Annotated in this window: 20 protein-coding genes; 8 read left to right on the top strand and 12 right to left on the bottom strand. The window is 72.3% G+C overall.

Translation table 11 applies throughout. The features are described from left to right. The first annotated feature begins 210 nt into the window (after nt 1–210). Together AC07FT_RS05650 and AC07FT_RS05645 are read left to right on the top strand one after the other, a co-directional pair. Entirely contained in the window at nt 211–1,107 is an 897-nt protein-coding gene (locus AC07FT_RS05650) for a LysR family transcriptional regulator (protein ID WP_479174210.1), read from the top strand. A 90-nt stretch (nt 1,108–1,197) separates the two neighbouring features. Beyond that, nucleotides 1,198–1,767 (top strand): Uma2 family endonuclease, encoded by a 570-nt coding sequence (locus AC07FT_RS05645; protein WP_479174208.1) that lies wholly within the window; start codon nt 1,198–1,200, stop codon nt 1,765–1,767. A 34-nt stretch (nt 1,768–1,801) separates the two neighbouring features. On the opposite strand, the gene AC07FT_RS05640 is transcribed toward AC07FT_RS05645, so the two are convergent. Then, nucleotides 1,802–2,161 carry a GntR family transcriptional regulator gene (locus tag AC07FT_RS05640; protein WP_479174207.1) on the bottom strand — a complete coding sequence of 120 codons (360 nt, stop codon included), beginning with the start codon at nt 2,159–2,161 and terminating at the stop codon, nt 1,802–1,804. 1 nt (nt 2,162) lies between these two features. Beyond that, complete coding sequence (locus AC07FT_RS05635) at nt 2,163–3,143, bottom strand: DUF1648 domain-containing protein (RefSeq protein WP_479174205.1); 981 nt, start codon at nt 3,141–3,143, stop codon at nt 2,163–2,165. Nucleotides 3,144–3,253: 110 nt separating this feature from the next. Between AC07FT_RS05635 and AC07FT_RS05630 the strand changes: the two genes are divergently transcribed. Further along, on the top strand, nt 3,254–4,783 hold the full coding sequence (locus AC07FT_RS05630; RefSeq protein ID WP_432011750.1) for a helix-turn-helix domain-containing protein: 1,530 nt from the start codon (nt 3,254–3,256) through the stop codon (nt 4,781–4,783). Nucleotides 4,784–4,888: 105 nt separating this feature from the next. Here AC07FT_RS05630 and AC07FT_RS05625 read toward each other — a convergent pair whose 3' ends face one another. From AC07FT_RS05625 to AC07FT_RS05615, 3 genes are all read right to left on the bottom strand, one after another. After that, nucleotides 4,889–5,533, bottom strand: coding sequence for an SRPBCC family protein (locus tag AC07FT_RS05625; RefSeq protein ID WP_479174203.1), 645 nt, complete (start codon nt 5,531–5,533; stop codon nt 4,889–4,891). Nucleotides 5,534–5,759: 226 nt separating this feature from the next. Next, on the bottom strand, nt 5,760–6,350 hold the full coding sequence (locus AC07FT_RS05620) for a hypothetical protein (RefSeq protein WP_479174201.1): 591 nt from the start codon (nt 6,348–6,350) through the stop codon (nt 5,760–5,762). A gap of 27 nt (nt 6,351–6,377) precedes the next feature. Then, complete coding sequence (locus AC07FT_RS05615; RefSeq protein ID WP_479174200.1) at nt 6,378–7,988, bottom strand: long-chain-fatty-acid--CoA ligase; 1,611 nt, start codon at nt 7,986–7,988, stop codon at nt 6,378–6,380. A 179-nt stretch (nt 7,989–8,167) separates the two neighbouring features. Here AC07FT_RS05615 and AC07FT_RS05610 point away from each other — a divergent pair, with 179 nt between their 5' ends. After that, entirely contained in the window at nt 8,168–9,442 is a 1,275-nt protein-coding gene (locus AC07FT_RS05610; RefSeq protein WP_479174198.1) for a PucR family transcriptional regulator, read from the top strand. A gap of 174 nt (nt 9,443–9,616) precedes the next feature. Beyond that, nucleotides 9,617–11,104: a DUF1254 domain-containing protein gene (locus AC07FT_RS05605; RefSeq protein WP_479174196.1), complete on the top strand. Its 1,488-nt coding sequence runs from the start codon at nt 9,617–9,619 to the stop codon at nt 11,102–11,104. A 65-nt stretch (nt 11,105–11,169) separates the two neighbouring features. Here the strand turns inward: AC07FT_RS05605 and AC07FT_RS05600 are convergent, their stop codons facing one another. From AC07FT_RS05600 to AC07FT_RS05585, 4 genes are read right to left on the bottom strand one after another with little or no spacing between them, the layout of a single operon-like run. Then, nucleotides 11,170–12,270, bottom strand: a complete 1,101-nt coding sequence (locus AC07FT_RS05600; protein WP_479174194.1) for a serine hydrolase domain-containing protein — start codon at nt 12,268–12,270, stop codon at nt 11,170–11,172. 35 nt (nt 12,271–12,305) lie between these two features. Continuing rightward, nucleotides 12,306–12,839: an ArsR/SmtB family transcription factor gene (locus AC07FT_RS05595; protein ID WP_471192949.1), complete on the bottom strand. Its 534-nt coding sequence runs from the start codon at nt 12,837–12,839 to the stop codon at nt 12,306–12,308. Between the two features lie 56 nt (nt 12,840–12,895). Next, nucleotides 12,896–13,300 carry a RidA family protein gene (locus tag AC07FT_RS05590; protein ID WP_479174519.1) on the bottom strand — a complete coding sequence of 135 codons (405 nt, stop codon included), beginning with the start codon at nt 13,298–13,300 and terminating at the stop codon, nt 12,896–12,898. Nucleotides 13,301–13,305: 5 nt separating this feature from the next. After that, nucleotides 13,306–14,430: an acyl-CoA dehydrogenase family protein gene (locus AC07FT_RS05585; protein ID WP_479174192.1), complete on the bottom strand. Its 1,125-nt coding sequence runs from the start codon at nt 14,428–14,430 to the stop codon at nt 13,306–13,308. Nucleotides 14,431–14,518: 88 nt separating this feature from the next. Between AC07FT_RS05585 and AC07FT_RS05580 the strand changes: the two genes are divergently transcribed. Further along, nucleotides 14,519–16,192 carry an AMP-binding protein gene (locus tag AC07FT_RS05580; RefSeq protein WP_479174190.1) on the top strand — a complete coding sequence of 558 codons (1,674 nt, stop codon included), beginning with the start codon at nt 14,519–14,521 and terminating at the stop codon, nt 16,190–16,192. Between the two features lie 4 nt (nt 16,193–16,196). Then, nucleotides 16,197–17,039 carry a PaaX family transcriptional regulator gene (locus tag AC07FT_RS05575; RefSeq protein ID WP_479174188.1) on the top strand — a complete coding sequence of 281 codons (843 nt, stop codon included), beginning with the start codon at nt 16,197–16,199 and terminating at the stop codon, nt 17,037–17,039. On the opposite strand, the gene AC07FT_RS05570 is transcribed toward AC07FT_RS05575, so the two are convergent. Together AC07FT_RS05570 and AC07FT_RS05565 are read right to left on the bottom strand one after the other, a co-directional pair. Next, complete coding sequence (locus AC07FT_RS05570) at nt 17,036–19,381, bottom strand: bifunctional salicylyl-CoA 5-hydroxylase/oxidoreductase (protein ID WP_479174186.1); 2,346 nt, start codon at nt 19,379–19,381, stop codon at nt 17,036–17,038. The genes AC07FT_RS05575 and AC07FT_RS05570 overlap by 4 nt on opposite strands. Further along, nucleotides 19,366–20,193, bottom strand: coding sequence for an enoyl-CoA hydratase family protein (locus AC07FT_RS05565; RefSeq protein WP_479174185.1), 828 nt, complete (start codon nt 20,191–20,193; stop codon nt 19,366–19,368). Before AC07FT_RS05565 ends, AC07FT_RS05570 begins: the two co-directional genes overlap by 16 nt. Before the next feature lie 277 nt (nt 20,194–20,470). On the opposite strand from AC07FT_RS05565, the gene AC07FT_RS05560 reads away from it, so the two are divergent. After that, nucleotides 20,471–20,929 carry an ATP-binding protein gene (locus tag AC07FT_RS05560; protein WP_479174183.1) on the top strand — a complete coding sequence of 153 codons (459 nt, stop codon included), beginning with the start codon at nt 20,471–20,473 and terminating at the stop codon, nt 20,927–20,929. A gap of 40 nt (nt 20,930–20,969) precedes the next feature. Here the strand turns inward: AC07FT_RS05560 and argF are convergent, their stop codons facing one another. Next, nucleotides 20,970–21,974 (bottom strand): ornithine carbamoyltransferase, encoded by a 1,005-nt coding sequence (gene argF / locus AC07FT_RS05555; RefSeq protein WP_471192938.1) that lies wholly within the window; start codon nt 21,972–21,974, stop codon nt 20,970–20,972. Nucleotides 21,975–21,980 lie beyond the last annotated feature (6 nt).

The raw sequence follows: 21,980 nt of genomic DNA, 5'->3' as shown, positions 1-21,980 counted from the left end.
CGGCGTCCGTCACGTTCGGCGGCGTCCGGCGAAGTCCGGGGGCGGCCGAAAGTGGCCGGACCGGGACCGCCCCGGTCCCCGCGGTGAGCGGACCGTTCCGCTTATGGCGCGGTCCCGTGCGCGGGGCGCCGGCCGGGGCGGGCCGAACTGGTCGCGGAGGGCTCGGAGTTCCGCACCCGGCCGCCCGTGCCCACCGCGATACTGCTCCCCATGGATCCGCACCTGCTCCGTACCTTCGTCTCCGTGGCCCGCTGCGGCTCCCTCGCCGAGGCCGCCCACGAGCTGGGGTCCACCCCGTCGGCGGTGTCCCGGCACATCGCGACGCTGGAGGCGGATCTGTGCGCCCCGCTGCTCACCCGGCAGCCGGTGACGCTCACCACCGCGGGGGCGCGGCTGCTGGAGCACGCCGGTCCGCTGCTGGTGCGGCTGGACGCGGCCCGGGCGGAGGTGGAGCGGCTGGCCGGGCCCGGAACCGCCCGGCTGACACTCGGCGCCTCACCCCTGGCCCTCACCCCGCGGATCGCGGCGGCGCTGAAGCAGATGCGCGGGACCCACCCCGGCGTGCGGATCACGGTGCGGGTCCTGGGCCGCCAGGAGGTCCCGGCCGCGCTGGCGCGCGGGGCGCTGGACCTGGGCCTGATCGACGGCCCGGCCGCCCCCGCCGACCCGCCGCCGGCCCCCGCCGGAGCGCTCACCGCGGCCGGGGTCGCCGAGGGCCCGCTCGTCGTGGCGCTGCCTGCCGGCCATCCGCTGGCCCGGCGGCTCGGTCTGCGCCTGGCCGACCTCGCCGACAGCCGCTGGCTGGACGCCCCGGACACCGCGATGCCCCTCGTCCGGCTCCGCGCCCTGGCCCGCACCGGCGGCTTCCGCGCCGCACTGACCTACCAGGGCACGGAGGTGCGCGGACTGCTGGCACTGGTCGCCGCGGGCCACGGTCTGGCCCTGCTGCCGCACACCGCCGCCGAGGGTGTACCCGGCACGGCCACGGTCCCGCTGATCGCCCCGCGCCTGACCCACCGCACCGACCTCCTCCACGGCCCGGCGGTCGACGGCCCGGCCCGCTCACTGGCGGCGCTGGTGACGGGGGACCCTCAGCGGTATGGGTGAGGAACGGGCCGAACCGCCCTCCCCCGAGGAGGATTGCGATACACCTGGCAGAGTCGACGTGCCGCATCCCCGACGTCTCATGGAGGACCGATGAGCGCACAACCTCATGAGGGCGCCGCCTCGTATGCGGCCGACGACCCCGAAACCGCGCTGAAGTACGCGATCCAGCACATCCAGGGGGACGACCGGGTGCAGATCGTCGAGGGGGTCATCACACCGTTGTCACCGAGCTGGGATGACGAGAACGCGGCGGACCTGATCCGCGAGCAGATCGGTCCCGCCTTGCGCAAGCTCGACTGCCGAGCCGGGTCAGGCAATCTGGATCTGCCTGGCAGCAGCAACTGGTACGTGCCGGATCTGGCCGTCGTGCCCCGTGAGCTCGCAAAAGGTGGGGAAGCACTGACCCCTGATCAGACCCTGCTGGTCGTCGAGATCACCTCCGACTCCAATGGGGACACCGACCGGATCGTCAAGCGCCGCCGCTACGCCGAGTACGGCGCGCCGCTGTATCTCCTGGTCGACCGGCAGCAGCGCGCCTGCACGCTGTACTCGGCGCCCGGGAACCTCGGCTACACCAGGGCGGACGGCCCCCTCCCCTTCGGCACCCCCCTCGCGCTCCCGGAACCGTTCGATCTGGAGCTGGACACTTCGGAGCTCTGACCTCCCTGGAGGGTCGCGCCTCGAGGGCGCTCGTTCAGCCGCTTGCGAGGCGGGCTCTGACCAGCGACAGGACCTCCTCGTCGGAGAGGCCCAGCGAACGGGCCTCCGCCACCAGGCCCTGAACGCCGTCCAGGAGGCGGGCGCGGGCGGGTGAGTGGTCCGCGCCGACCACCGCGCCGCGGCCGCGGCGCAGTTCGATCAAGCCCTCGTCACGGAGGCGCTGATAGCCCCGGAGCACCGTGTGCAGGTTGACGCCTAGGGAGTCGGCGAGGGCGCGGGCGGCGGGCAGCCGCTCGCCGGGGCCCACCGAGCCGTCGGCGATGGCGCCGCGCACCGAGGCGGCGATCTGGTCCCCCAGCGGGACGGGGGAGCCGGGGTCGACACGGAAGAGCATCTCAGCCCCGCCTTTCCGGAGCGGTCGTACGGCCTCGTTCGGCGAGGGTGTTGAGCAGGGCGGCCGCGGTGGCCGCGTCGTCCACGGTCACCACGAACTCCCGGCCGGTGGCCAGCCGCAGGCTCAGCGCCTCGCCCGAGCGGAGCACCAGACCGCTGCGCCCCGCCGCCGACCGGTAGCCCCAGCCGCCCAGTTCCGCGGCGCGGACCTCCCGGCTGAGGGCGCCCTCGATCCGCTCCAGCGGCACCCGCAGCCGGGGGCGCGGGGCGAACCGGGCGGTGACGGTCAGACCCCGGCGGTCCACGGTCACCCGGCAGCCGGAGAACAGCGCGACGACCGAGCCGATGGCGGCCGGCGGCAGCCCGGCCGCCGGACCCGCGGCGAAGGCCAGCGCCCCGCCGAGCACGGCGGCGGTCCCGCCCACGCCGAGCAGTACCGGCGATCCCACGGCGCGGGTCCAGCCGGCCAACTCCCCCTCGGCGAGCGGAAGACGCGGCCCGCGGCCCGGGTCGGCGCCTCCGGCCGGTGGCGCGGTGTCCAGCCCCGCGAGCAGCCAGCCCATCCAGCCGACGGCCACCGCGACGGCGGAGGACGCCGCCAGCCGCCACAGCGGGAACTCCACCCCTTCCGGACCCGCCGTCCCGGCCTCGGCATTGGCGAGGAGCAGCAGGACGAGGACACAGCCGAGCTGGGCGGGGGCTCCGTAACCGACAGCGACCATCACCCGCCGCTCCCCGAGCGGGGTGCGTGCGCGGGAGGCGAGCCCCGCGGCGACCGCTCCGGGGACGAGGAAGAGGGCCGTCACCACCGAGAGGAAGGCACCCGGACCGGTGAATCCGTCGGCCCGGCCGGAGGTGCCGAAGTGAGTGGCGAGCCGGTCCGGCAATCGGCCGGCCAGTGCGGTGAAGACTCCCACCACACCGGCCCAGGCCAGCGGGAACGGCGCGGCGACGACGATCGCGCGGCGGACGGAACGGTGCATGGCAACCCCCTTGTTCGCATATTAGTAGAACAACTTCCAACTGGACAGACCGCGCCACGCCCACCTCACGAGCACCATACGCATCTCATATCTGAGATAGCCTCGGAGTTATGACTGACGACTACCTCTCACGTATCGGCAAGCTCATCCGTGACGCCCGACAGCACCGCGGCTGGACCCAGTCACAGCTCGCCGAGGCGCTCGGCACCAGCCAGAGCGCGGTCAACCGCATCGAGCGGGGGAATCAGAACATCAGTCTTGAGATGATCGCCAGGATCGGGGAGGCCCTGGACAGCGAGATCGTCTCCCTGGGCTACGCCGGTCCGATGCATCTGCGGGTGGTGGGCGGCCGCCAACTCTCCGGCGCCATCGACGTGAAGACGAGCAAGAACGCCTGTGTGGCGCTGTTGTGCGCCTCGCTCCTCAACTCCGGCCGTACGACGCTGCGCAGGGTCGCCCGGATCGAGGAGGTCTACCGCATCCTCGAAGTGCTCGGCAGCATCGGCGTCCGCACCCGCTGGATCAACGACGGGGCCGATCTGGAGATCGTGCCGCCCGCCGAACTCGACCTCGCCACCATGGACACCGAGGCCGCCCGCCGGACACGCAGCGTCATCATGTTCCTCGGTCCGCTGCTGCACCGGCTGGACCGGTTCCGGATCCCCTACGCGGGCGGCTGCGACCTCGGCACCCGCACCGTGCAGCCCCATATGACCGCACTGCGCCCCTTCGGCCTCGAAGTGACCGCCACCGACGGGATGTACCACGCCCAGGTGGACCGCTCGGTCACCCCCGGCCGCGCCATCGTGCTGACCGAACGCGGTGACACCGTGACCGAGAACGCGCTGCTGGCCGCCGCCCGGCACGACGGGGTCACGGTGATCCGCAACGCCTCCTCCAACTACATGGTCCAGGACCTGTGCTTCTTCCTGGAGGAGTTGGGGGTGAAGGTCGAGGGCGTGGGCACCACCACCCTCACCGTGCACGGGGTCACCGACATCGACCGGGACGTGGACTACGCGCCCTCCGAGGACCCGGTGGAGGCGATGAGCCTGCTGGCCGCCGCCGTGGTGACGGAGTCGGAGCTGACGATCCGGCGGGTTCCGGTGGAGTTCCTGGAGATCGAGCTGGCCATCCTGGAGGAGATGGGGCTGGACCACGAGCGCTCCCGGGAGTACCCGGCGGACAACGGCCGCACCCGGCTGCTCGATCTGACGGTCCGCCCGTCCAAGCTCCAGGCCCCGATCGACAAGATCCACCCGATGCCGTTCCCCGGTGTCAACATCGACAACGTGCCCTTCTTCGCCGCCATCGCGGCCGCCGCCCAGGGCTCGACGCTGATCCATGACTGGGTCTACGACAACCGCGCCATCTATCTGACCGAGCTCAACCGGCTGGGCGCGCACGTCAAACTGCTCGACCCGCACCGGGTCCTGGTCGAGGGCCCGACCCGCTGGCGCGCCGCCGAGATGATGTGCCCGCCCGCGCTGCGGCCCGCGGTGGTGGTGCTGCTGGCGATGATGGCGGCACCCGGCACCTCGGTACTGCGCAACGTCTATGTCATCAACCGCGGTTACGAGGACCTGGCGGAGCGGCTGAACTCGATCGGCGCCCAGATCGAGACCTTCCGCGACATCTGAACTGCGGATGCCGCCGCACCCCGGATGACCTGTCCACCCGTCTCGAAGCGGGGCAGGTGGAGGTGCGGCGGCATCGAGCGGATGAGCGGGGTCCCGCCGCACGGGTCACCACGGCCGGTGGTGGGCACGGGCTTCGGCCGCGGACTTCAGATCGCGCAGCCATGCTTCGAGGCCGGCGCGGAGGATCCGGGTGGCGGCGGGTACGTCCGCTTCGACCTGGTCGCCGGTATGGGTCTCCTCGGTGCCCACACGGACGGCACCGCCCTTGACCTCGGTGAAGTTCCAGATGTGGACGCCGTCGATACGCAGCCCTTCGCCGACCGCGGGGCCGGTCCAGCGGATGCACGAGTGGTGCTTGATCTGCCGGACGGTCGAGGTGATCTCCAGGCTGGTGGCGGGAGTCGAGGGGTTGGGGGGCACCGGAACCCTCCACCGGAACGCCGAACCCTTGTGGAAGGGGCCGTGGTCGAGGCGCTCCACCGTCTGGACGGAGGGCTGCCAGGAGGGCCAGCCCTCCACGTCCGTCTGCGCCTTCCAGATGGTGCGCAGCGGGGCATTGATCACGGTCTCGGTCCGGTGGCGGACGAGAGCGTCGGGGTCGACGCCCTTCCCCCGGCAGGTGAGGGACCTGCCGGGGTGGGAGGTGTGGGAGCCGACGGCCCCGGCGGGGGCGGCGGCACCGAGGAGGCCGAGGACGAGCGGGACGGTTGCCAGAGAAGCGCGGACACCAGTGCCATGGATGCCGGACATGGAGTTCTCCTCGCGGTCGGAGACGCGTTGTCGGTCAGGGACGTGAGAGCTGCCCGTCGGGCGGGCGCGCGCCAACACCGCGCACCCGCCCGGCAGATAGAACCTCACGCTTTCGTTAGAGGTTATAACGTCATGAGGCGACAGCTCAACGGGGCGTCCGCGACTCCCGGCATCGTGTGCCGCCACATCGGCCGGCCGGGGACGGCGCAGGACCTACCGCGCGGGATCAGAAGGGGCGGATGGGGAGGGGCTTGATCAGCGGTTCCAGAAGCGCGGCGGACTGACTGGACGTCAGCACCTGGGAGGGATCCAGCGGGATGATCTCGCGCGTGGATTCGTCGACCTCCCACACGTCCTCACCGACCAGCCGCCCTTCGTCGTCGTACGGCCAGATCATGTGCTCGAGGTTCTTGACCAGGTACGTGGCATCGGGGTCGACCGGCGCACCGCCGGCGGCGAGCACGGCACCGGGCGTCTGCTGGTAGAGCACCGCGGTGGAGCAGATGACGTTGTCACCGACGGCCAGCTTCTCGTTCTCGGCATAGAAGATCGACTGTCCGGTCCGCGCCCACTCGCTGTAGACGCTCTTCACCGCGTCGGCGCCCTCGAGGATCGTGTGGGTGCCGAAGACGTTGAAGTGGTAGACGGGGTGCTCCACGGTCATCTCGGGCGCGAAGATCTCTTCCCAGCGCCCCGCCATCTCCAGGTAGCGGTGCCGGTTGTAGGCGTGCAGGAGATAGAGATGGCGGGGGTTGTCGGTGGTCTCGATCAGCCGCTCGACGGCGGCATTGGTCATGGTGATGTCGAACCTGGCCATGGTGAATTCCTTCCTGGGAATGACGAATCAGCCACCGAGCGTGAATCGCTCGCGCAGCGCGGTCTTCTGGAACTTGCCGGTCGCGGTCGTCGGGATCGTGGCCATGAACTCGAACCGGTCGGGCAGCTGCCATTTCGCGAACTCCCGGCTCAGGTGCTCGCGCAGCTCGTCGGGTGATGCGGTGGCGCCCTCGTGGAGCGCGATGACAGCGAGCGGCCGCTCGCCCCAGCGGTCGTCGGAGACGGCGATGACCGCGGCCTGGGCCACGGCGGGGTGGGCCATGAGGTGGTTCTCCAGGTCCACCGAGGAAATCCATTCACCGCCGGACTTGACGAGATCCTTGGCGCGGTCGCAGATGCGGAGGCAGCCACGGGAGTCGATGCGGACGATGTCACCGGTACGGAACCAGCCGTCGGCGGTGAAGCTCGCCGCACCGGAGCCACGGGGGTGATACGACGCCGCGACCCAGGGACCGCGGACCTCCAGCTCGCCCATGGCCCGGTCATCCCAGGCGATCAGCCGGCCGCCGTCGCCTCTGGCCCGGATGTCGACGAACGGGGCGGCGATGCCCTGCCGGCCACGGAACTCGTACCTCTCGTCGGGCGCGGCCCCGTCGAGCTCTTCGGGCAGGCGGCAGACACTGCCGACAGGAGCGGTCTCCGTCATGCCCCAGGCCTGGATGACGTGCAGTCCATGCCGGTCGAAGCCTTCGAGCATGCTGCGGGGCACGGCGGCACCGCCCACGATGAGCCGCTCCAGCCCGTCGAGGTCCCACCGCCAGGGCTCGGCGTCGAGGGCGGCGAGCATCCCCATCCACACGGTGGGGACACCGGCGGTCATGGTGACGCGCTCCCCGGCCAGGAGGTCCAGCACGCTCACCGGGTCGAGCCGGGGGCCGGGCAGCACCAGAGCGGCGCCGGTGAGGGCGGCGGCGTACGGCAGACCCCACGCGTTCGCGTGGAACATCGGCACGACCGGCAGCACCGTGTCGCGAGCCGAGACCTCCAACTGGTCCGGCAGTGCCGCCACCAGGGAGTGGAGCACCAGGGCTCGGTGCGAGTACACCACCCCTTTGGGGCGGCCGGTCGTGCCCGACGTGTAGCACATCGCGGCCGCCCGCCGTTCATCCAGGACCGGCCACCGCATCGGCTCGGCGGAGGCGATCAGCTCTTCGTAGCCCCGTGTCCCCACCGGTGTGTCGTCGGCGCGGCCCACGACGACGATGTGCCGGAAGGCATGCGCGTCATGGAACCCCGCCAGCACCCCGAGCAATGAGTCGTCGACGACGAGGACCTTGTCGTCCGCGTCGGCGGCGATGGCACCCAGGTCATCGGGGTGCAACCGGGGGTTGAGTGTGTGGATCACGGCCCCCATCGAGGGCACCGCGAAATACAGTTCCAGATGTTCGGCCTGGTTCCACAGCAGTGTCGCGACCCGGTCCCCCGCTTCCACTCCCAGGGACACGAGCGCGGCCGCGAGGCGCCGGGCCCTGTGCGCGCAGGCGCCCAGCGTGGTCCGGACGATGCCACCGTCCGGGCGCCGGGTGACGACGGAGCGACCGTGGTGAAACGTTTCGGCACGCTCGACGACCGCGGTCAGGGTGAGCGGGCGGTCGTCCATGGTGAGTCCATTGATCAACGAAGTTCTCCTTGCTGCGGCTCGGCGTGGGGCGCACAGTACGAAGAACCCTCCGGGCGGCTCTCGTCGCCCGACGACGAGAGCCGGCCCGCCCGTTGTCGCCGGGCGACAACTCACTCCCCGCGACCACCCCGGCACAGCTCTGGCCGGACCGTCCGTTCACCGGCTAGATTCGCCCCGTGGAGGTCGAGTGGGCGCCCGCGCGGGAACCGGCCGCGCATCGGGCCTGGTCCCGTGTACTGCGCCCCGTGGCCGCTGAGCTGCTCGAGGGTTCCGCAGAGCTGGCCGCGCACGCGGCGGGGACCATCCGCGCCGAGTTTCCCCAGCTGTTCGACAACGCGGACAGCCGAGGGGAGAACCTCGGCAGCACGGAGGCCAACATCCGGCTGTTCGCCCAGCTGATGGAGCGCGGCGCGGACCCCCGGCGGGTCGAGCTCCCCCCGGCCACCCTCGCCTTCGCCCGCACCGAGGTGCAGCGGCAGGTGGCCTTCGCGTCGTTGACGCGTTTCTACCGCCTGGGACACGAAGTGGTCTGGGAGTGGCTCCTGGCGCGCATCGCCCGGCGCGCCGACACTCAGCGGGAGCTGCTCAAAGCGGTCGAGCTCGGGTCCGCATGGCTCTTCACCTACGTCGACGCCTCGGTCGCCGAAGCCGAGCGGGTCTATGAGGCCGAGCAGCGGTTGTGGTTGCGGAGCACGTCCGCGGCGCGCACCGAGGTGATCGCCGACATCATGGCCGGCCGGGAAAAGGACGCCCGGCGCGCCGAACGGCGGCTGCGCTACGGCCTGGAGCGCCGTCATGTGGCCGTCCTCGCGTGGATGGACACCGCCGCCGACGAGGACGCGCTGGACGTTCTGGAGCCGGCACTGGCGAAGGCCGCGGCCGGTCTCGGCGGCGACGCCACGCTCATCCAGCCGACCGGTCTGCGCGCCGCGGTGATGTGGGTGAGTGGTAGCTGCGGCTTCTCCGCCGGACGCCCCCCGCTCCCGGGATCCGGTGGCCCGGCACCGGACGGAGTGCGGCTGGCGATCGGTGAACCGGGTTCAGGGCTGACCGGGTTCCGCCGGACGTACAACGAGGCGGTCCACGCCCGCCGCGTCGCCTCGCTGACCGGGGCCGGTGCCGAACGCGTCACCTGGTACGCCGATGTGGCGGTCGCCGCCATGGCGAGCGTCGACATGGACCTGGCCACGACGTTCGTCCACCGTGTCCTGGGGAAGCTGGCCGACCGTGACGAGGCGACGCGGCGCCTGGCGAAGACCCTGACGGTGTACCTCGATGAGAACGTGAGCCGGTCCCGGACCGGTCAACAGCTCGGTGTGCACGGGAACACCGTGCGGTATCGCGTCCTCCAGGCGGAACGGCTGCTCGGCCGCGGCACCGAGGAGGACACCCTCGATCTGCGCGTCGCCCTGGCGCTGCTGCCCGTCATCGACGGCGAGGGCACCTTCTGAGGTACCGCTGAGCGAGCCACCGTGCGCGCTGCGGCACGGCTGGGGCCCGGTCCTTGGCGCTCGACGACAAAGCACCCCCGCCATCTTGTCGCCTCACGCCGAGACGCCGTCCGTCGCGCTCGCATAACTTCGCCCGCCGGACCTCGTACACGACAACCGGAAGGGGCAACGGAATTGAGGTACCTCACCAAGGCCGCAGCGGCTGTGGTCGCGGGTGTGCTGCTCGTGCCGGCCGCCGCAAGCGCGGATTCCAAGGAGGGCAAGGGCGGTGACTACCGCACCGGCTACGCCCTCGGGCAGCGGGCGTACGACTACGGCCTGCCGCTGCTGGACACCGAGCGCGTGTTCCAGACCTCGACGAGCGTCAATTCTTCCGACGGTTCCGGCAACGGACCGGTCAACCGGTTCAACCACCTGTCGAAGCTGGTGGCTCCCCGGCCGGATCAGCGGTCCGTCGTCGCACCCAACGCCGACACGCTGTACTCGCTCGCATGGCTCGACCTGTCGGACGAGCCCCAGGTGATCCATGTGCCGGCGGTCAAGAACCGGTTCTACGTCATGGAGATGCTGACACCGTGGACGGAGAACTTCTACAACATCACCTCGCATGACGGGCCGCCCGGTACGGGGACCCACCGTCTGACCCGTGGCGGCGACTTCGCCGTCGTACCTCCCGGATACACCGGCACCCTGCCCGCCGGGGTGCACCGCATCGAATCGCCCTACAAACGCGTGTGGATCATCGGCCGCACGCTGATCCGCGGCGCATCGGACACCCCGGCCGTCAACGCGGTCCAGAAGCGGTACACGGTCACCCCGCTGTCCCGCTACGGCCGTCCGCACACCCCGTCGAAGCCCTGTCCCCCGGACACCACGCTGAACGTCGCCACGGTTCCCGGCACTCAGCCCGGTGACGACCCGCTGACGTTCTACACCGCGCTCGGCAGGGAACTGCGGACCTTCCAGCCGATGCCGCGGGACCGGAAGCTGCTCAAGCGGCTCAGGGCGATCGGTGTCGGACCGGGTAGGGACCCCGCCCGCAGCCACCGGCTCAGCGCCGCCACCCTGCGCGGTATGCGTGACGCGGTCGCCCAGGGCCGGGCGCATATCGACGAGGTGGTGAAGCGGATGTACGCCGCCGGCGCACCGTCTCACAACGGGTACCTCGTGCTGAACACCGGCGCCTACGGCACCGACTACCGGCGGCGGGCCGTCGTGGACCAGATCGGCCTCGGAGCGCCGTTGTCGCACATCTCCGTGTATCCCTTCGCGCGGGCCGACAAGCAGTCCCGGCCGCTGTCGGGTGCCCACCGCTACGTGCTGCACATCCCGGCCGGGCAGCTGCCGCCGGTGAAGGGTTTCTGGTCCCTCACCATGTACGACAAGAACGGGTTCTTCGTGCCGAACCCGATCGACAGGTACGTGCTCAACGACCGCTCGGACCTGCATCGCAACAGCGACGGCTCCATAGATCTCTACGTCCAGCACGACGAGCCGGCCGACGAGGCCGAGCGGAAGAACTGGCTTCCCGCGCCCGCCGACGGTTTCAGTCTCATGTGGCGCCTCTACGCACCCTCCGGTGACGCCCTGCCCGGCATGCTCGACGGCACCGGCTGGAAGCCGCCGGCGATCGAGAGGGTGGCCCCAGGGCACCAGCAGTAGGCGACGGTGCTTCCCCCGGGTGGCCGCCCGCCCCCGTGTGCGGGCGGCCACCCGGGTGGTCCGGATCAGGCCGCGTCGAGTTCGCGCAGCAGTCCGATGGTGAGGGCGTCGACCGGGCGGGCCCGGTCCTCGGTCTCCTCACTGGCGGTGTTCACCATCATCACCACCGCCGTACCGCTGCCCCGGCTGAACGCCGCGCAGCTGCTGAAGCCGCCGGTGCCGCCGTTGTGCCAGGCCATGGTGTGACCGCTCGGCAGCGGGGAGAGGTGCCAGCCGAGGCCGAGGCGCAGCCCCTCGTCCGCGGTGAAGTGCGGGCGCTGGGTCAGCTCGACGGCCTCGCGGAACGGTGAGCGCTCCGGCCGGAGTTGGGCGCCGAGGTAGCGCAGCATGTCGTCCGCGGTGCTGTACATCGAGGTGCCCGCGGCGCTGAGCACCGGGTCGCGCCAGTCCGGTACGGCCTTGCCCTCGAGATGGCCGACGGCCTTGCGGGCCGCCATGTCCCGCGTCAGCGTCGTCCTGGTGTCCCGCAGGCCCAGCGGTCCGGTGACCCGGCGCCGGAGCATCGCGTCCACGCCGTCGAAGGCCAGGGCCTGGCCGAGCAGTCCGAAGCCGAGGTTGGAGTAGGCGTAGGTCTTCCCCGGCACCGTCGCCAGTTCCGTCGCGGCCAGCCCCTCGGCGAGGTCGTCCAGGGTGTAGTGGGCGTAGGGGTTGTACGGATCGGCGCCGGTGAAGAGGTTCGGCGGCAGCGAGGGCAGCCCGGAGCTGTGGGTGGCCAGATCGCGCAGGGTGATCCGGCGGCCGCCCTTGTGCGGGACGGGGAACCGGGCGGGCAGTGTCAGCGGCGCGTCGAGTCGGGTGGTGCCCGCGTGGACGGCGCGGGCGAGCGCGGTGGCGGTGAGCGTCTTGCCGATCGAGCCGAGCTGGAACACCGTCCCGCCGTCCGGCGCCACCGCGCGTCCGCCACGGGCCCGGAGCCGGCCCGCGCCCTCGACATGCGTGCGTCCGCCGCGGATGACTCCGCAGACCGCGCCCGGGGCGCCGGAGGCCAGCGCCTTCTCCAGGGCCCGCCGCATCCGGGCGGACGGTCCGCCCGCCGCCGCGGCGCTGCCGGGCAGCAGCGCCGCGCCCGCGACCGACGCGCCGGTGGCGGCGGCGGTCGCGGTCATCAGAAAGGTCCTTCGGTTCATGGGTGACTCCCCCGTCATTCCGTTTCCTGGTGGCTTCCGGGCGGCACCACGGCCGACACCAGCACCAGCAGCGGCACCACCCGGCCCGCGGGCACGTGGTAGTGGCCGCGGCCCTCGGCCTGCAGCCAGCCCGTGGTCGTGAGCTGCTTCAGGTGGTGGTACAGCTGACCGGTCGTGTTCAGCCCGGCCACGTCCTGGAGCTCGGTCGCCGACCGCGTGCCGCGCAGCACCGCGCGCAGCAGGGTGAGCCGCACCGGATGGCCCAGCGCGGCGTACGACGCGGCATACTCGGCCCAGTCGGCGGCGAGCACCCCGTCCGCGAACGCGCCCTGCTGCCACTCGTAGTGCTCCCCGGTGGGCAGGTCGAGCGCGCCGGTGAACAGCACCTGGCCGCGCCCGGCGAGCCGGTGACGCAGCCCTTCGAGCGCCCAGAACGTGTCCTCCCGGGGCGCGGACTCCGCGTCCGGGGAGGCGTCCCGCGCGGTTTCCAGCCGCGCCACCCGCTCTTCCAGCGCGTCGATGCGCCGCTGCAACGAGTCGGAAGCCATGCCCCAGAGATTACGTTATTACGGAATAACGAAGCAAGCGGGCTCAGGAGGTCCGCCTAGGGCAGTACGGCGATCCCTTCCAGTTCCACCATCGCCTCCTCGTCCCAGAGCCGGACGATGCCGATGACCGCCATCGCCGGGTAGTCGCGGCCCGCCATCTCCCGCCAGATGCGGCCGAGTTCGGACGCGTGCGCGCGATAGTCGGCGACATCGCGGGCGTACACGGTCAGCCGGGCGAGGTCGGCCGGGGCACCGCCGGCCGCCGCCAGCGCGGTGAGCAGATTGGCCAGCGTCTGCCGGAACTGGGCGGGCAGGGTGTCGCCGACGATCTTCCCGGCGCCGTCCAGGGCGGTCTGCCCGGCCAGGAACACCAGCCGTCCGCCCAGCGCCGTGACGGCGTGGCTGAAGCCGGTGGGCGGGGCCAGTTCGGCGGGGTTGATGCGCGCTACGGCACCTGTCAGTTCCGTCACCGGTACAACTCCTTCGCGATGATGGTGCGCTGGACCTCGGTCGCGCCCTCGTAGATGCGCGGGGCGCGGACCTCCCGGTAGAGGTGCTCGAGCAGATGCCCCCGCTGCAGGGCGCGGGCGCCGTGGATCTGCACGGCGGTGTCCACGACGAACTGCGCGGTCTCGGTCGCCAGCAGCTTGGCCATGGCGGAGCGGCGGGCGATATCGGGCGCGTCGTCGTCGTAGGCGCTCGCCGCCGCGTAGACCAGCAGGCGGGCGGCCTCGGTGCGGGTGGCCATCTCGGCGAGCTGGTGGGCGACGGACTGGAGGTCCTTCAGCGGTCCGCCGAAGGCGGTGCGCCGCTCGGCGTGCGCCAGCGCCGCGTCCAGCGCGGCCTGCGCCATGCCGACCGCGAACGCTCCCACGCTCGGCCGCATCAGGTTCAGGGTCCGCATGGCGACGCCGAAACCCGCGTCGGGTTCGCCGAGCACGTCCTCCGCCGTGACCGGCACCCCGTCGAAGACCAGCCGGCCGATGGGGTGCGGGCTGAGCATCTCCAGTGGTTCACCACCGAGTCCGGGGCGGTCGGCGGGCACCAGGAAGGCGGTGACCCCGCGGGACCCCGCGCCCTCGGTGGTCCGGGCGAACACCACGGTGAAGTCGGCCTCGGGAGCGTTGGAGATCCAGCACTTCTCACCGGTCAGCCGCCATCCGGCAGGGCCGTCCGGCTCGGCCCGCAGACTCAGGGCCGCGGCGTCGGAACCGGCCTGCGGCTCGCTCAGCGCGAAGGCGGCCACCACATGGCCCTCCCGCACCCCGGGCATCCAGCGCGCGTACTGCTTCTCGGTCCCGGACAGCACGATCGGATAGGCGCCGAGCCCCTGGAGGGCGAGCGCGGTCTCCGCCTCCGTGCACTCCATGGCGAGCGATTCGCGCAGCAGACACAGATCGAGCGCGCGGACCGGCGCTCCGGCCGGGAACAGCCGCCGCAGCAGGCCGTATTCACCGAGGGCGGCGGTCAGCGGGCGGTTGAGGCGGCCGGGGACACCGCCCTCCGCGAGGGGACGCAACCGATCGCGGGCCAGTGCGCGCAGCCGCGCGCACCAGTGACGCCGCTCCGGATCCAGTGCGAAAGACGACACGGGGCACCCTCCCTCGCCTCAACTCTTATCGCGGCATATTGACTGTCGTCACCATCACGTTACGCTGACTCAGCGACTTCAGGCAGCCATGCGGCAGACAATCCGGGCAGGCAGAGGGGGCGCGTCCGTGAGGGAGCTCAGACCGTCGGGCCACACCGACACCTTCGCCCGTGACCATCTCCCGCCCCCGGATCAGTGGCCCGAGCTGCTGCTCGACCTCCCCGGACAGCGCGCCCCCGACCGCCTCAACTGCGGGACGGAGCTGCTGGACCGCACGCTGGAGCGGTACGGCGCCGACCGGCCCGCCCTGCGCGGCGCCCGTGGCGAGGTGTGGACCTACGGCGAACTGCGCGGTCACGTCGACCGGATCGCCCACACCCTCACCACCACCCTCGGGGTGGTCCCCGGCAACCGGGTACTGCTGCGCGGCCCCACCACCCCCTGGCTGGCCGCCTGCTGGCTCGCGGTGATGAAGGCGGGCGCGGTCGCGGTGACCGTGCTGGCCGCCCAGCGCTCCCGCGAACTGGCCACCGTCTGCGAGATCGCCCGGATACGGCATGCCCTGTGCGACGTCCGGTGCGCCGAGGAGCTGGAGAAGGCCGGGATACCTCAGCTGCGGACCACCCGCTTCGGCGGTGACGGCCCCGACGATCTGATCCGGCTCGCCGCCGACGCGCCCGCGACGTACCAGGCGGTGGCGACCTCCGCCGACGATGTCGCGCTGATCGCCTTCACCTCCGGAACGACCGGACGCCCCAAGGGCTGTATGCACTTCCACCGCGATGTGCTGGCCATCGCCGACACCTTCTCGGCCCAGGTGCTGCGGCCCACCCCGGACGACGTCTTCGCGGGCAGCCCGCCGCTGGGCTTCACCTTCGGCCTCGGCGGTCTCGTGGTCTTCCCGCTGCGCGCCGGGGCGTCGGCCCTGCTGGCCGACTGGGGCGGACCCGAGCGGCTGCTCGCCGACATAGCGCGCCACCGGGTCTCGGTGTTGTTCACCGCGCCCACCGCCTACCGCGCGATGCTGGGCAGGATCGAGGGCGCCCCGGAGGCGTTCGACATCTCCTCGCTGCGCCGCTGTGTCTCCGCCGGGGAGAACCTGCCCGCCGCCACCTGGCACGACTGGCACCGGACCACCGGTCTGCGGATCATCAACGGCATCGGCGCCACCGAGCTGCTGCACATCTTCATCGCCGCCGCGGACGAGGCGATCCGCCCCGGCACCACCGGCGTTCCGGTGCCCGGTTTCGAGGCACGCGTGGTGGACGCCGTGCTGCGCCCGGTACCGGACGGCGAACCGGGGCTGCTCGCGGTGCGCGGACCGACCGGCTGCCGCTATCTGGCGGACGAGCGGCAGCGGGAGTACGTCCGCGACGGCTGGAACCTCACCGGGGACACCTACGTCCGCGAACCGGACGGCTACTTCCGCTATGTGGCCCGCGCCGACGACATGATCATCTCCGCCGGGTACAACATCGCGGGCCCGGAGGTCGAGGACGCCCTGTTGCGCCACCCCGATGTGGTGGAGGCCGCGGTCACCGGACGGCCGGACCCCACCCGGGGCATGGTCGTGGTCGCCCATGTGGTGCTGCGGCCGGGTGTGCCGGGCACCGAGGAGACCGTCACCGCGCTCAAGGAGTTCACCACCGCCGAACTCACCCCGTACAAATGCCCGCGCGCCTTCGTCTTCCTGGACGCCCTCCCCCGCACGGCCACCGGCAAGCTCCAGCGCTACCGGCTGCGCGAGAGCGCTCTACAGTAAGCGCGTGACCGGCCAGCACACCCCGCGTTCCCTGATCGTCAGCTACTACGGCGCCTACGGGCGCGGCAGCGCCGACCGTCCCGCCGGACCGGTGCCCATCGCCGCGCTGATCCGGCTGATGGGCGCGGTGGGCGTGGATCCGCCGTCGGTGCGCTCCGCGGTCTCCCGGCTCAAGCGGCGCGGACTGCTGGTCGCCGACCGCACGGCCGACGGGTCGGCCGGATACTCACTGTCCGCCGACGCCCGGCAGCTCCTGGACGACGGCGACCGGCGCATCTACGCGGGCCCCGAGGCGGACACCGGGCGGGGCTGGCTGCTCGCCGTCTTCTCGGTGCCCGAACAGGAGCGCAACAAGAGGCATCTGCTGCGCTCCCGGCTGTCCCGGCTGGGCTTCGGCACCGCCGCGCCGGGCGTCTGGATCGCCCCGGACCAGCTCTACGACGAGACCCGGCACACGCTCCAGCGCCTCGGCCTCTCGCCGTACGTGGACCTCTTCCGCGGCGCCCACGCCGGGTTCACGCCCACCGCGGAGGCCGTGCGCCGCTGGTGGGACCTGGACGAACTGGCCGCCCTGCACCGGTCGTTCCTCGCCGGCCACGAACCGGTGCTGCGCCGGTGGAGCGAGCGCGGTCCGTCCCCCGAGGACGGCGAGGACGCCTACCGCGACCATCTGCTGGCCCTGGACTCCTGGCGGCTGCTTCCCTACGCCGACCCCGGACTGCCCGCCGCGCTGCTGCCGGAGGACTGGCCCGGGGTGCGTGCCGCCGAGGTCTTCGCACGCCTGGACGGACTGCTGCGGGAGACCGGGGCCGGGTACGCCGAGGCGGCGCTGGCGGGTGTCGCCTAGGCGGTCACGGCCCGGCCCGCCACCGGCCCGTCCAGCGCCAGCCGCGGTTTGGGCCCGTCCGTCCGCCCGGTCGGCGGCTTGCGGCTGCCCGCCCGGTACGGCAGCGGCCAGGGCGCCCCGGGGCCGGAGTACTCCTGCTCGGCCGCCGCGTGCAGGGTCCACTGGGGGTCGTAGAGATGGGGGCGGGCCAGGGCGCAGAGGTCGGCGCGGCCGGCCAGGATCAGGGAGTTGACGTCGTCCCAGGAGGAGATGGCGCCCACGGCGATGACGGGGACACCGAGCTCGTTGCGGATGCGGTCGGCGAACGGGGCCTGGTAGGAGCGGCCGTACTCGGGCCGCTCATGGGCGACGACCTGGCCGGTGGAGACATCGACCGCGTCGGCGCCGTGGTCGGCGAAGGCCGCCGCGATGGTCACCGCGTCCTCGGCGGTGGTGCCGCCCTCGGCCCAGTCGGTGGCGGAGATGCGCACCGTCATGGGGGAGTCGCGGGGCCACACGGCGCGGACGGCGTCGAAGACCTCCAGCGGATAGCGCAGCCGCGCCCGGAGCGAACCGCCGTAGGCGTCGGTGCGCCGGTTGGTGAGCGGGGAGAGGAAACCGGAGAGCAGATAGCCGTGGGCGCAGTGGAGTTCCAGGAGGTCGAACCCGGCGCGGGCGGCCCGCTCGGCAGCGGCCACGAACTGCTCGCGGACGGCGGTGAGTCCGTCGGCGTCCAGCGCCTCCGGTATCTGGCTGACCCCGGGGCGGTAGGGCAGCGGCGAGGGGGCCACCAGCGGCCAGTTGCCCTCCGGCAGCGGATCGTCGATCCCCTCCCACATCAGCCGGGTGGACCCCTTGCGGCCGCTGTGGCCGAGCTGGACGCCGACGGCCACGCCCGGGGACTGCGCATGGGCGAAGTCCACGATCCGGCGCCAGGCCGCCTCGTGGGAGTCCGTGTAGAGCCCTGCGCAGCCGGGCGTGATCCGCCCCCGCGGGCTCACACAGACCATCTCGGTCATCACCAGGCCCGCGCCGCCCAGGGCGCGCCCGCCGAGGTGGACCAGGTGGAAGTCGCCGGGGATGCCGTCCTGTGCGGAGTACATGTCCATCGGGGACACCACCACCCGGTTGCGCAGGGTGAGTCCGCGCAGCCGGAAGGGGGTGAACATGGGCGGTGTGCCCTCGGGCACCTCCGCCTCCCGTTCGACCGCGGAGACGAAGCCGGTGTCACGCAGCCGCAGGTTGTCATGGGTGACCCGGCGGCTGCGGGTCAGCAGATTGAACGCGAACTGCCGCGGCGGCTGGTCGAGGTAGAGCGACAGGTTCTCGAACCACTCCAGACTGGCGCGGGCGGCCCGCTGGGTGGACTCGACGACGGGACGGCGCTCGGCCTCGTACGCGGCCAGCGCCTCGGGCAGCTCAGGATGCTCCTGGAGAGCGGCGGCGAGCGCGAGGGCGTCCTCGACGGCCAGTTTGGTGCCCGAGCCGATGGAGAAGTGCGCGGTGTGGGCGGCGTCGCCGAGCAGCACCGTATTGCCGTGCGACCAGCGCTCGTTGACCACGGTGCGGAACGCGGTCCACTGCGAGCCGTTGCCGCGCAGCGGCCGTCCGCCGAGGGCGTCGGCGAAGAGTTCGGCGCAGGCGTCCGCGGACTCCTGCTCGGTGAGGCCGTCGAACCCGGCCCGCCGCCACACCTCCTCGCGCGCCTCGACGATGACGGTGCTGGCGCCCGGGGATCCGGGCGCCGGGCGGGCGTAGGGGTAGCCGTGGAGCTGGAGCACGCCGTGTGCGGTCTCGGCGGTCTCGAAGCGGAACGCCTCCAGGGCGAAGTCGGCGGCGAGCCAGATGTAGCGGCAGCGATGGGTGGTGAGCCGCGGACGGAAGGCGTCGGCATGGGCATGCCGGGTGGCGCTGTGCACACCGTCGGCGGCGATCACCAGGTCATGGCTGCGGGCGAGGGACGCGGCGGAGGGCGCGGGGGCCTCGAAGTGGAGCCGCACGCCGAGGTCGCGGCAGCGCTGGTGGAGGATCTCCAGCAGTCTGCGCCGGCCGAGGGCGGCGAAGCCGTGGCCGCCGGAGGTGAGCGTCCGGCCGCGGTGCACGACGTCGATGTCGTCCCAGCGGACGAACTCCCGGGACAGCGCGGTGTGCGCGGCCGGGTCGGCGTGCTCGATCCCGCCGAGGGTCTCGTCGGAGAGGACCACGCCGAAGCCGAAGGTCCGGTCGGACGCGTTGCGCTCCCAGACGGTGATCTCGCGCCGGGGGTCCAGCCGGGCCAGCAGCACCGCCGCGTACAGACCACCGGGCCCGCCGCCCACGATGGCGATCCGGGCCGGCCGTCCGGCCGTCACCGGCCCTGCCACCGGGGCTCGCGGCGGGCGGTGAACGCGGCGTGGAACTCGGCGTAGTCCGCGCCGTTCATCAGCAGCGCCTGGGTGGCCGCGTCCATCTCGATCGACGCGGACAGCGGCATGTCGAGCTCGGAGGTGAGCAGCGCCTTGGTCTGGGCGAGGGCGAGCGAGGGTCCGTCGGCGAGCCGCCGGGCCAGCGCCTCGGCCCGCTGCTGTGCCTCGCCCTCGTCCGCCATCACGCTGATCAGCCCGATGCGCTCGGCCTCGGCGGCGCGCACCGGTTCGCCCAGCATCAGCAGCCGGGTGGCGTGGCCGAGTCCGACGACGCGGGGCAGCAGATACGCGGCGCCCATGTCGCCGCCGGAGAGCCCGACCTTGGTGAAGAGGAAGGCGAAGCGCGCGGTGGGGTCGGCGACCCGGAAGTCGGCGGCGAGCGCGAGGACGGCCCCGGCCCCGGCCGCGGCCCCGTGCACCGCGGCCACCACCGGGAAGGGGCACTCCCGCAGGGCGCGCACCACCTGGCCGGTCATCCGGTTGAAGTCCAGGAGCTGCCGGGTGTCCATGGCGAGGGTCGCGCCGATGATGTCGTCCACGTCGCCGCCGGAGCAGAAGCCGCGGCCCTCGCCGCCCAGCACCAGGGCCCGTACCGATCCCTCACGGGCCAGCTCGGCGAGGAGGTCACGCAGATCGGCGTAGGCGCCGAAGGTGAGCGCGTTCAGTTTCTCGGGGCGGGCGAGGGTGACGTTCGCCACGCCGTCGTCGAGCGTGAGGCTCAGATGGCGCCACTTCTCGGTGCGGGACGCGGAGCCGGTGAACGGACTCATGGGCCCTGGCCTCCTTCGGCCTGACGGCTACTGCCTGCCAGTTGAAGTTATCACCGCATCATGACTGTCGTCACGAGTACGCGATAAGACAGCTCGGGCGGGCGCGTTCCACCGGACCCCCGTCAGGTCATAAGTCCCGGCAAGAGTGGTCCACGGTCCCTTCCGGCACTATCGTCCGCTTCATACCGTCAAGGGCTGCGGTATCTCCCCCCGGACTCACCCGGGGGGACTGCCGTACACCCGGCCGAAAGGCTCCGCTGACGACTGGACCAGGACGTTGCCCGAACCCCTCCGTGCCGCCACCTGGCGGTTCGCACTGCCGCACACGACGGCCGCCGTACCGCTGGCCCGTGCGCTGATCCGTAACACCCTGGCGGACATCGGGGCTCCGGTGGACGGGGACACCGCGGAGCTGCTGACGGCCGAACTGGTCGCCAACGCGGTGCAGCACACCGACGGCGACGAGCCGATAGAGCTGGTGGTCGAGCTGGTGCCGACCGGCGGCTGGCAGGTGGAGGTGCACGACCAGGACCCGACCCCGCCCGGCGGGTTCGACGGTCCCGGCCGCCCCGAGGGCCCCAAGAGACCCGGCGGCGACCACCCCGACGGTTCACCGAACCTGGCCGAGCGCGGCCGCGGACTGCTGCTCATCCGCACCCTGAGCGCGGACGCGGGCTACCGGCCCACCGCCTTCGGCAAGGCCGTCTGGTTCACCCTCCAGCCCCGGGGCCACTGACCGGCCGCCCGGTCCCGGGCGGCCGTCCGCGCCGACGGCGTCAGGGCGTGCTGAGCGTGGCGACCAGCACCGCCTTGATGGTGTGCATCCGGTTCTCCGCCTCGTCGAAGACGACGGAGTGCGCGGACTCGAAGACCTCCTCGGAGACCTCGAGCGAGGTCAGCCCGTGCCGCTCGTGGATCTCCCGGCCCACGTCGGTACCCAGGTCGTGGAAGGCCGGGAGGCAGTGCAGGAACTTCACCGCGGCATTGCCGGTCGCGCGCAGCACGTCCATCGTCACCGCGTACGGGCCCAGCAGCGCTATCCGCTCGTCCCACACCTCCTTGGGCTCCCCCATCGACACCCAGACGTCGGTGGCGACGAAGTCCGCCCCGCGCACCCCCTCCTCGACGTCCTCGGTCAGCGAGACGCGGGCACCGGAGGCGGCGGCCAGCTGCCGGGCCAGCTCCACGATGGTGTTGTCCGGCCACAGCAGCCGGGGCGCCACGATCCGGACGTCCATGCCCAGCAGGGCGCCCGTGACGAGGTAGGAGTTGCCCATGTTGTAGCGGGCGTCACCGAGGTAGGCGAAGGCGATCCGGTCCAGCGGCTTCTCGCTGTGCTCGGTCATGGTGAGCACGTCGGCGAGCATCTGGGTGGGGTGCCACTCGTCGGTGAGCCCGTTGTAGACCGGCACCCCGGCGTGCGCGGCCAGCTCCTCGACGACGCCCTGGCCGTGCCCCCGGTACTCGATGGCGTCGAACATCCGGCCCAGCACCCGCGCCGTGTCCTTGACCGACTCCTTGTGCCCGATCTGCGAGCCGACCGGGTCCAGATACGTCGTCGAGGCGCCCTGGTCGGCGGCGGCGACCTCGAAGGCGCAGCGGGTGCGGGTCGAGGTCTTCTCGAAGACCAGGGCGATGTTCTTGCCCTGGAGCCGCCGCACCTCCGCGCCCGCGCGCTTGGCCGCCTTCAGCTCGGCCGCCAGGCCGACCAGCCGGCGGAACTCGTCGGCGGTGAAGTCCAGCTCCTTGAGAAAATGGCGGCCGGTGAGGTCAATCGCCATGGGGTG

It is taken from the genome of Streptomyces sp. NPDC045899 (assembly GCF_056431485.1).
This window is presented reverse-complemented; position numbering and strand designations above follow the sequence as displayed.

Bases quoted from the DNA above. Each gene is read 5' to 3' on its own strand.
- AC07FT_RS05650 (WP_479174210.1), top strand. From the start codon at position 211: ATGGATCCGCACCTGCTCCGTACCTTCGTCTCCGTGGCCCGCTGCGGC.
- AC07FT_RS05645 (WP_479174208.1), top strand. From the start codon at position 1,198: ATGAGCGCACAACCTCATGAGGGCGCCGCCTCGTATGCGGCCGACGAC.
- AC07FT_RS05640 (WP_479174207.1), bottom strand. From the start codon at position 2,161: ATGCTCTTCCGTGTCGACCCCGGCTCCCCCGTCCCGCTGGGGGACCAG.
- AC07FT_RS05635 (WP_479174205.1), bottom strand. From the start codon at position 3,143: ATGCACCGTTCCGTCCGCCGCGCGATCGTCGTCGCCGCGCCGTTCCCG.
- AC07FT_RS05630 (WP_432011750.1), top strand. From the start codon at position 3,254: ATGACTGACGACTACCTCTCACGTATCGGCAAGCTCATCCGTGACGCC.
- AC07FT_RS05625 (WP_479174203.1), bottom strand. From the start codon at position 5,533: ATGTCCGGCATCCATGGCACTGGTGTCCGCGCTTCTCTGGCAACCGTC.
- AC07FT_RS05620 (WP_479174201.1), bottom strand. From the start codon at position 6,350: ATGGCCAGGTTCGACATCACCATGACCAATGCCGCCGTCGAGCGGCTG.
- AC07FT_RS05600 (WP_479174194.1), bottom strand. From the start codon at position 12,270: ATGACCGCGACCGCCGCCGCCACCGGCGCGTCGGTCGCGGGCGCGGCG.
- AC07FT_RS05595 (WP_471192949.1), bottom strand. From the start codon at position 12,839: ATGGCTTCCGACTCGTTGCAGCGGCGCATCGACGCGCTGGAAGAGCGG.
- AC07FT_RS05580 (WP_479174190.1), top strand. From the start codon at position 14,519: ATGCGGCAGACAATCCGGGCAGGCAGAGGGGGCGCGTCCGTGAGGGAG.
- AC07FT_RS05565 (WP_479174185.1), bottom strand. From the start codon at position 20,193: ATGAGTCCGTTCACCGGCTCCGCGTCCCGCACCGAGAAGTGGCGCCAT.
- argF (WP_471192938.1), bottom strand. From the start codon at position 21,974: ATGGCGATTGACCTCACCGGCCGCCATTTTCTCAAGGAGCTGGACTTC.